Source organism: Mycobacterium sp., assembly GCF_035499775.1.
In the GTDB taxonomy this organism is placed as follows: Bacteria; Actinomycetota; Actinomycetes; order Mycobacteriales; family Mycobacteriaceae; genus Mycobacterium.
In genome coordinates this window covers 1-8,760 of the sequence record NZ_DATJYB010000520.1, presented here as the reverse complement: position 1 = coordinate 8,760, position 8,760 = coordinate 1, and the positions used below count along the sequence as shown (strand labels likewise).

7 protein-coding genes and 2 pseudogenes are annotated in these 8,760 nt (G+C 66.4%); 7 read left to right on the top strand and 2 right to left on the bottom strand.

Annotated features, from left to right (window positions below):
* The 3 genes and pseudogenes from VML93_RS32025 to VML93_RS32015 form a co-directional block, all read left to right on the top strand.
* On the top strand, window positions 1-1,138 hold a 1,138-nt coding region (locus tag VML93_RS32025; RefSeq protein ID WP_325616850.1), incomplete at its 5' end, for a cytochrome P450.
* Between the two features lie 8 nt (window positions 1,139-1,146).
* Window positions 1,147-2,091, top strand: a pseudogene (locus VML93_RS32020) (SDR family NAD(P)-dependent oxidoreductase); the annotation flags it as partial.
* 425 nt (window positions 2,092-2,516) lie between these two features.
* Window positions 2,517-2,753, top strand: a complete 237-nt coding sequence (locus VML93_RS32015; RefSeq protein WP_325616848.1) for a hypothetical protein — start codon at window positions 2,517-2,519, stop codon at window positions 2,751-2,753.
* A 9-nt stretch (window positions 2,754-2,762) separates the two neighbouring features.
* Here VML93_RS32015 and VML93_RS32010 read toward each other — a convergent pair whose 3' ends face one another.
* Entirely contained in the window at window positions 2,763-3,464 is a 702-nt protein-coding gene (locus VML93_RS32010) for a hypothetical protein (RefSeq protein WP_325616846.1), read from the bottom strand.
* Window positions 3,465-3,542: 78 nt separating this feature from the next.
* Here VML93_RS32010 and VML93_RS32005 point away from each other — a divergent pair, with 78 nt between their 5' ends.
* The 3 genes from VML93_RS32005 to VML93_RS31995 are packed head-to-tail and all read left to right on the top strand — an operon-like array spanning window position 3,543 to window position 7,542.
* Complete coding sequence (locus tag VML93_RS32005; RefSeq protein WP_325616844.1) at window positions 3,543-5,048, top strand: carboxylesterase/lipase family protein; 1,506 nt, start codon at window positions 3,543-3,545, stop codon at window positions 5,046-5,048.
* Window positions 5,049-5,053: 5 nt separating this feature from the next.
* Window positions 5,054-7,048: a phosphotransferase gene (locus VML93_RS32000; RefSeq protein WP_325616842.1), complete on the top strand. Its 1,995-nt coding sequence runs from the start codon at window positions 5,054-5,056 to the stop codon at window positions 7,046-7,048.
* A 23-nt stretch (window positions 7,049-7,071) separates the two neighbouring features.
* Window positions 7,072-7,542 (top strand): gluconokinase, encoded by a 471-nt coding sequence (locus VML93_RS31995; protein WP_325616839.1) that lies wholly within the window; start codon window positions 7,072-7,074, stop codon window positions 7,540-7,542.
* 11 nt (window positions 7,543-7,553) lie between these two features.
* Here the strand turns inward: VML93_RS31995 and VML93_RS31990 are convergent, their stop codons facing one another.
* Window positions 7,554-8,447, bottom strand: a complete 894-nt coding sequence (locus tag VML93_RS31990; RefSeq protein ID WP_414686503.1) for a DoxX family protein — start codon at window positions 8,445-8,447, stop codon at window positions 7,554-7,556.
* 73 nt (window positions 8,448-8,520) lie between these two features.
* Between VML93_RS31990 and VML93_RS31985 the strand changes: the two are divergent.
* Window positions 8,521-8,760, top strand: a pseudogene (locus tag VML93_RS31985) (nicotinamidase); the annotation flags it as partial.

The window sequence follows — 8,760 nt, the reverse complement described above, 5'->3', positions numbered from 1 at the left end:
TGCGCCTCCGCCCGAGTTCGTGGACTGGCGGGAGCAGCCCGGGCTACGACGGGCGATATTCCAGGGCAATCCGATCTGGGTGGTCAGCCGCTACCAGGACATTAGAGCGGCACTGGTAGATCCGCGCCTATCCGCGAAGACCATTCCGGACGCCATCATGCCGACGGATGCCGACGACAAGATTCCGGTGATGTTCGCGCGCACTGACGACCCCGAGCATCATCGATTGCGGCGCATGATGACCAGCAACTTCACTTTTAGGCGTTGCGAATCGATGCGGCCGCAGATCCAGGAAATAGTCGACCACTATCTCGGCCAGATGATCGACAAGGGTGCGCCGGCCGATCTGGTGCGTGAATTCGCCTTGCCGGTGCCCTCGTTGGTGATTGCGCTGCTGCTGGGGGTGCCGCCGGAAGATCTCGGCTTCTTCCAGCACCACACCACTGTGGGGTTGGACCAGAGGTCCACCGACGAGGAGAAGGGGCGAGCCTTTGGGGCGATGTATGCCTATATCGAGGAGTTGGTGAAGCGCAAAGAACGCGAACCTGGTGACGACCTGATCAGCCGCTTGGTCACCGAATATGTCGCAACTGGCCAACTCGACCATGCGACCACGGCCATGAACAGTGTGATCATGATGCAGGCCGGCCACGAAACCACCGCCAACATGATCTCATTGGGAACGGTTGCGCTGCTGGAAAATCCCGCTGTGTTCGCGCGGCTGGGACAAACCGACGATCCCGCCGTCGTTGCGAATATCGTCGAAGAGCTGATGCGCTACCTCAGCATCGTGCATAGCCAGGTCGATCGCGTGGCGACCGAAGATCTCGTGATCGGTGGTCAGCTGATCCGCGCGGGCGAGTTCGTCATGATGAACCTGCCCGCCGGGAACTGGGATGCCGAATTCGTGGCCAATCCCGAATCCTTCGATGCCGATCGAAACACCCGCGGGCACTTGGGTTTCGGCTACGGGGTACACCAATGCATCGGAGCGAACCTGGCTCGAGTCGAGATGCAGGTCGCGTTCGCCACGTTGGCGCGTCGCCTACCCGGGCTCAAACTGGCAGTGATGCCGGAGGAACTGCGGTTTAAACACGCCAATATCTATGGCATGAAAGAACTTCCGGTGAGCTGGTGACGATGTCGATTGGCGAGCTGCGGTTCGACGGGCAGGTTGCCGTGATCACCGGCGCCGGTGGCGGCCTGGGCAGGCAGTACGCGCTGCTGCTTGCGTCACGAGGCGCGCGTGTCGTAGTCAACGACATCGGTGGCTCGGTAACCGGGATCGGATCTGACACAGCGGCGGCGGGCGCTGTCGTCGACGAGATCCGCGAGGCGGGTGGCGATGCCGTCGCCGACACCCACAGCGTGACCAGTCCCGAAGACGCACAGTCGATCATCGACACCGCGGTGCACACCTGGGGCCGACTCGATATTTTGATCAACAATGCCGGAATTGTCGGCGACGCCCCGTTCGAGGACATGACCGCCGACCGGCTCGACCCCCTGCTCGATGTGCATTTAAAGGGCGCGTTCAACGTGACGCGACCCGCGTGGACGGTCATGCGCGAGCGGCGGTATGGCCGCATAGTCAACACCTGCTCGGCCGCGGGAATCCTTGGCGCTGAGCGCATGAGCAATTATGGCGCGGCCAAGACCGGATTGATCGGTTTCACCCGCGTCCTCGCCGCTGAAGGGGTCGCCCAGGACATCAAGGTCAATGCCATCGCCCCCATCGCATATACCCGGATGCTGGCGCACTCCGTCGACGACGCCGGCCGGCCGGACGACGCGGCGGCGCAGGCGGTGTTCGATGACCTTGTGGGCCAATATCTTCAGAAACTGGACCCGGCGCTGGTCGCTCCAGTGGCGGCCTTCCTGGCGCACCGGGACTGTCCGGTTTCCGGCGAGATCTACACGGTCGGCGCCGGCCACGTCGCGCGATTCTTCATCGGCAGAACAAAGGGTTTTTTCAGTCCCGGGCTGTCGGTCGAGGACGTGCGCGATCATCTCGACGAGATCCGCGACGAAGCCGGCTATACCGTGCCCCGCGGGCCCGCCGACGAGATGACCGAGCTGTTCGCGGCGGTCATGAGCCCACCCGGCGAGGCGTCATGTGGCGTTGAAACTTTGGCGCCGGATCAGAAAAACGACGGCAACGGCGGCGCCGGGCACCAGGGAGACCAGCAAGGTCTGGAACGCATCGACGGCGAACCAGCTGGGCTGATACGAACCAGTGGCGCCGACGCATTCGAAGCTCAGGCTCGTTGCCGAAGGCCCGGCCTGTAGCCCTTAGTCCGGTACGGCACCCTGGCCCCCGAAAAGCCGACGGAGTGGTCCCACCTTGAACGTCGCTTCGCCGCGTTTGAAGACGTTGGCGCAAATCCTGATCGCATAGCGCGGCAACATCCTGGGCAGATACCCCATTGGGGTATCTGCCCATTTAACCACGATGAGTGGCAACACGATTGGAACCAGGCGGGCCCGGCAGGAGACCGAGAGATAAGGAAAGACTGATGAAGTCACAAACCAAGAGCAGGATCGCGCTGTTCGGCGGCGTTGCCGCGCTCGCTATTGCCTTCGGCGGCGGCGGTATCACGGCGCCAACCGACACGACATTGGCGACGGGCGCGACGAACCACTCGGTGAACGTGGTGCCGGCGGTGCTGGCTCCCGCAGCCCAGCCCACCGCAGACCCCACCGGCGTCCAGCACGCGACGCTCGTCGGCTGCATCGGGGGTCTGAACTGCTGAGCGGGCCGCTCAGCAGCTGAACGCGATACCGACCCCGTCCGGCGGTGGTACTGACCGCAGACAACCGAACGGCTCGACGCCCGGGCTGCTGAACCGGGCGGCCGCCTGGTGCGCGTAGTTCACGCAGTACACGCCGGCCTGGTCGGCGCGGCAACGGAAGTCGCCGAATGACAGCGAATCGCCGTCGGCCAGCTGGGTCCCGTCACCGTAGAGGAACGGACCCGGATCGCCGCGGGCCGACCCGACCTGCAGGTTGGAGCCATCGAAATCGACCCAGCCGCCCTTCCATTCGCCGTATGCCGTGGTGGGGCGGGGTGGGGGATTGGTCAGATTGACCAGGCAGGCCAGCGCGCTGCCGGTGTGCTTGGAGTCCGTCATGCAGGTCACGGGCTGACCCGAGCCGGACTTGCCGATGAACGCGATGTCATTACCCAGCGGCGTGGTGACGCCGTCGCGCGTCGCGCTGTGATAGCGGCCGGGATCGGCTGGATGACCAGCCTCGATCCAGGCGATGACGTCGGCGATCTGGGCTCCGGCGGCCGGCGCGGCTCCCGCGGCAGGCGGTTTGCTCCCCGAGGGGGCACTGGTGACCGAAGCGGAAGCCGGGGAGCTGGTCGACGGTTGTCCCGACTGGCCGCCTCCGGTGTGCGAGCATCCGGCAACCAGCCCCGTAGTTAGGAAAGACACTGCGACCAGCGCGGCGATCCGCATTCCGTCAGGCTAGCCGCCAAGAGCCGAATTGCGGCGCTCCGCGCGCGCTACCTGCGTAGTGTCGGCTAACGTCGGCATATGCACGAGCGCACGGTCCGCGCGCACACGGCCACCGGCATCGTCGAAGGGTTCACCCGCGACGGCGTGAACCGCTGGCGATCGATCCCCTACGCCCGGCCGCCGATCGGGCATCGGCGGTTCGCGGCGCCGCAGCCGGCACAGCCCTGGTCGGGTGTGCGGCACTGCCATGGCTTCGCCAACTGCGCGCCCCAGCAGCGTCGCTACACGATGCTCGGTGTGGGCAGGTACCAGCCGATGAGCGAGGACTGCCTGACCCTGAACGTCGTCACGCCCGAAACCCCGACCGCCGAGCCGCTGCCGGTCATGGTCTTCATCCATGGCGGCGGATACTTCCTGGGCAGCTCGGCAACACCGATCTACGACGGTGCCGCGCTGGCCCGCCGGGGTTGCGTGTACGTGTCGGTGAACTACCGGCTGGGCGTGCTCGGTTGCGTGGACCTGTCGTCGTTGTCGACACCCGAGATCACCATCGAGAGCAATCTGTACCTGCGCGATCTGGTGCTGGCGTTGCAGTGGATCCAGGACAACGTCGCGGCGTTCGGCGGTGATCCGGGCAACGTCACCATCTTCGGCGAGAGCGCCGGCGCCTGCATTACCGCCACGTTGTTGGCGGTGCCCGCCGCCGAAGGCCTATTCGCCCGGGCGATCTCGGAAAGTCCCGCGTCCGGACTGGTGCGGTCCAAGGAGATCGCCGCCCAGTTCGCCAGCCGGTTCGCCAACCTGCTCGGTGCGCGCAAGCAGGACGCCGCCAACGCGCTGATTCAGGCGTCGGCGGCCCAACTGGTGGAAACGCAACACCGTCTGATCGACGAGGGCATGCAAAAGAGGTTGGGCGCGTTCCCAATTGGCCCGGTCTTCGGCGACGACATGCTGCCGATGGACCCCGTCGAGGCGATGCGGGCGGGCCGGGCGCACCGGGTGCCGCTGATCGTGGGAACCAATGCCGAAGAGGGCCGGTTGTTCACCCGCGTCCTGGCCATGCTGCCGACCAACGAGTCGATGGTCGAAGAACTGCTGGCCGACGCGGAACCGGCTGTGCGCAGACGCATTACCGCCGCCTACCCGGATTACCCCGCGTCGTCGGCCTGTATCCAGCTCGGCGGCGACTTCGCCTTCAGCTCGGCGGCCTGGCAGATCGCCGAGGCGCACGGCGACCACGCGCCCACCTACCTGTACCGATATGACTACGCCCCGCGGACGTTGCGCTGGTCCGGCTTCGGCGCCACCCACGCCACCGAACTTTTCGCCGTCTTCGACATCTACCGCACCAGGTTCGGCGCGTTGCTCACCGCCGCGGCCGATCGGCGCGACGCGCTGCGGGTCAGTAATCAGGTGCAGCGGCGCTGGCGGTCGTTCAGCCACAATGGGGTTCCGGGCGACGACTGGCCGGCCCACACTCGCGCCGACCGTGCCGTCATGGTCTTCGACCGCAAGTGCCGCGTCGAGTTCGACCCGCATCAGCACCGCCGGATGGCATGGGACGGGTTCTCCCTGGCACGCTGACCCTTATGGCCCCGTACCCCGAGCAAGACATCGACGTCATCGAACTGCCCACTGACCTCACCCCCGACTGGCTGACCGCGACGATCGGCGCGGGACCGGTCACCGATTTCGCCGTGGAGCGCATCGGCACGGGGCAGATGAGCGAGTGCTACCGCGTCCAGCTGACCTACGCCGAACCCGGCGGGCCCGAGTCGGTGGTCTTGAAGGTCGCGGCCACCGATCCGATGAGCCGACAGACCGGCCTGGCGCTGGGCCTCTACGAGCGCGAGGTCTGCTTCTACCGCGACGTCGCGCCACGACTCGGCGGCCCGATAGCACCCTGCTACCACGCCGCGATCGACGCCTCCACCGGGGCATTCGACTTGTTGCTCGGCGACGCGGGACCCGCGGTCGTGGGCAACGAAATCGCCGGTGCGACAACAGAACAGGCAAGGATTGCGGTCGTCGAACTGGGCCGGCTGCACGGTCCGCTGCTGGGCGACGCGTCGTTGGCCGAAGCGCCGTGGCTCAACCGTGAGTCGCCGCTGAGCCAGACCATGATCGCCGCACTGTACGCCGGCTTCCTCGAGCGGTACGCGGACCAGATCACGCCGCAGCACCGCATGGTGTGCGAACGACTGGTCGCCGCGTTCGACGGCTACGCGGGCGCCGAGGCGGGGCGGATTCAAGGCTTGGTGCACGGGGACTACCGGCTGGACAACATGTTGTTCGGCACGGCCGGAGCCGACCGGGCGCTGACTGTGGTCGATTGGCAGACCGTCTCGTGGGGTCCCGCGCTGACCGACCTGGCGTACTTCCTCGGCTGCGCCCTTCCGACACCGGATCGTCGCGAGCAGTACGACGCGTTGTTGCGCGCCTACCATGCGGCGCTCGGGCCGGCCGCACCGATCACTCTCGCCGAGGTCGCCGAAGGCGTACGGCGGCAGAGCTTTTTCGGGGTGATGATGGCGATCGTGTCGTCAATGCTGGTGGAACGCACCGAGCGCGGCGACCAGATGTTCATGACGATGCTGCAACGGCACTGTGATCACGTGCTGGATACCGATGCGCTCGCGACGCTGCCCACTCTGTCCGTCCCGGAGCCGCTTCGGCCGTCGGACGAGGACGAACTCGCCCACACCGCGACCGCCGAACCGCTGTGGAGCGAGAGCTGGTATGCCGACTTCGTCGATGCCGCACAAGGATTGGGCGGCTGGTTTCGGATCGGGTTGGTAGCGAACCAGCAGACCGCCTGGTTCCACACGTTGCTGTGCGGGCCCGACCTGCCGACCATCGCCGTGGTCGACTGTGCGGTCCCGTTGCCCGCCGACCCCTGGGTGTTGCGCACCGACGCCTTCGAGGTCGGCCACTCCGCCGGCCGGCCATTGCAGGCCTACCGTGTCGATCTGCGTGGGCGGGGACAGGCATACCAGGACCCGTCGGCCCTGTTGCGCGGCGAACCCGGCACACCGGTCGAGGTGGCCATGAATTTGGAGTGGGCCACCGACGGCACCCCGTATCAATACCGGCTGACAACGCGGTACGAGATCGCGTGCACCGTCTCGGGCACTGTCACCGTCGACGGCAAGACTTACCACCTCGACTCGGTTGCCGGGCAGCGCGACCACTCCTGGGGCGTCCGGGACTGGTGGAGCATGGACTGGATGTGGAGCGCGCTGCACCTCGACGACGGCACTCACCTGCACGGCGTGAACATCCGAATTCCCGGCGTTCCCGCCGTCAGTGTCGGCTATGCCCAGGACGGCGCCGGGAACCTCACCGAGGTGCAGACGGTGAGCAATGGGGAAGTGTTCGGCGACAACGGATTACCGCAGAATGCGACGATGCGTCTGGACCCGGGTGACATCAGCGCGAATATCGAAGTGACCGCGCACGCGCCGGTACCGCTGGTCGCCCCCGACGGACGGGTGAGCCAGTTTCCACGCGCTTGGGTCAATGTCGCCACCGCGGACGGCCGCACCGGCGTCGGCTGGATGGAATGGAACCGCAACCAGGCGTGAAACCCGCCCCAAGAGTAGTGGTGATGGGTGTGACCGCTTCGGGCAAGTCGACGGTGGGCGCGGCTCTCGCACAACGGCTTCGGGTGCCCTTCATCGATGCCGACGACCTTCACCCACCGGCCAACATCGCCAAAATGACTGCCGGACAACCACTCAACGACGACGACCGCTACCCGTGGCTGGAGCGAGTGGGCCAGTGGCTGGCCGAGCACCGCGACGGAGGCGTGGTGAGTTGTTCGGCGCTCAAACGCAAATACCGAGACCGGCTCCGCGCACACTCTCCGGACATCGAGTTCGTGTACCTGCGCGGCACACCAGAACTGATCGAACGCCGATTAGCCACCCGCTCCGGCCATTTCATGCCGGCCGCACTGTTGCGATCGCAATTCGAAACCCTGGAACCCCTCGGCGCCGACGAGCACGGCATCACCATCGCCGCAGCCCAGGATGTTGAAGCTATTGTCGGGGAGTTCGCCGAACGAACCGAGCAGTAGCGGTGACCGTGTTACCGGAGGCGGCGCTTGACCTTGCGCTTGAGTTTGCGAGTGGTGCCAGGGTCGACCTCGTCGATCACGTCGTCCAGCCGGTCCAGCGCGGCGTCCACCCACTGGCTGCCACGGGCAGCCGCCGTGTCGGCGAACTGGCTGCCCTGATCGCGGGCGGTTTCGGCGAATTCCAGTCCGCGCTCGCGAGCAGCCTTCGCCAACTTTTTGCTTCGTTTGCGCGCGGCCTTGGCGTACGGTGCGCTTCGATCGGCGGCCGTCGCGGCCAGATCGCGGCCGCGTTCGAGGGCGGCTTCGGCATACGGTGCGCTGCGTTCGGCGGCAGTGCTGGCCAATACGCGGCCGCGCTCGGCGCCGACCTGCAGCCCGTGCACAATCCTTTCGCCGAGATCCGAGTCCAGAAGTCCGTCCTCAGATCCGGGCAGCGCCGAGGACACCCGTTCGGAAAGCCGTTCGGCCGCCCGCCGCCCGCGCCACCCCAGTGACGGCTTGCCCGCGGTATCAGCGGACGCGATCATCAGGCCGCCAAGCAGGCTGACGTCGGTCAAGAACGCCCGTCGCTGCTGGGCTTTGCGTTCGGGGTCGGATTCGGTCCAAAACATGTGCGCGCCCAGATTGGCGGGGATCACCGTGAACGCCAGCGCGGCCGAAGCGAGGCGGGGCGCTCGGCCCGCGGCGAGCAGCAGGCCACCGCCGATCTGAACGGCCGCGTTGATCTTCGCGAAGGTCTCGGGGTCGCTCGGCACCTTGCTGCTGACCGGATCCGGAAGGGCGCTCAGACCGCCCACTGCCGGCGCTGCGGCTTGCGCCGCCAACTCCGGGTGAAGCAGGGAATCCACGCCTTGACCGATGAATACTGCTGACAACATAGGCCGTGCGATTCTGCGGATCAACATTCCGGTGGATTACCCCGCTTACCGACCGGCAAACAAAGCGCCGCTGCCTCCCGGGCGAAGATATGGTGGTCCTGTGCGCGCGCTGATCATCGTCGATCTGCAGAACGATTTCTGCGAAGGCGGCACACTGGCGGTCGCCGGCGGCGGCGCTCTGGCCCGCGCGGTCAACGACTACCTGGCCGGCGAGCCGGGGTATCACCACGTGGTGGCGACCGAGGACTTCCACATCGACCCGGTTGATCACTTCTCCGAGCGGCCGGATTTCGCGTCGTCCTGGCCCCCGCACTGCGTTGCCGGAAGCCCGGGCGCGGAC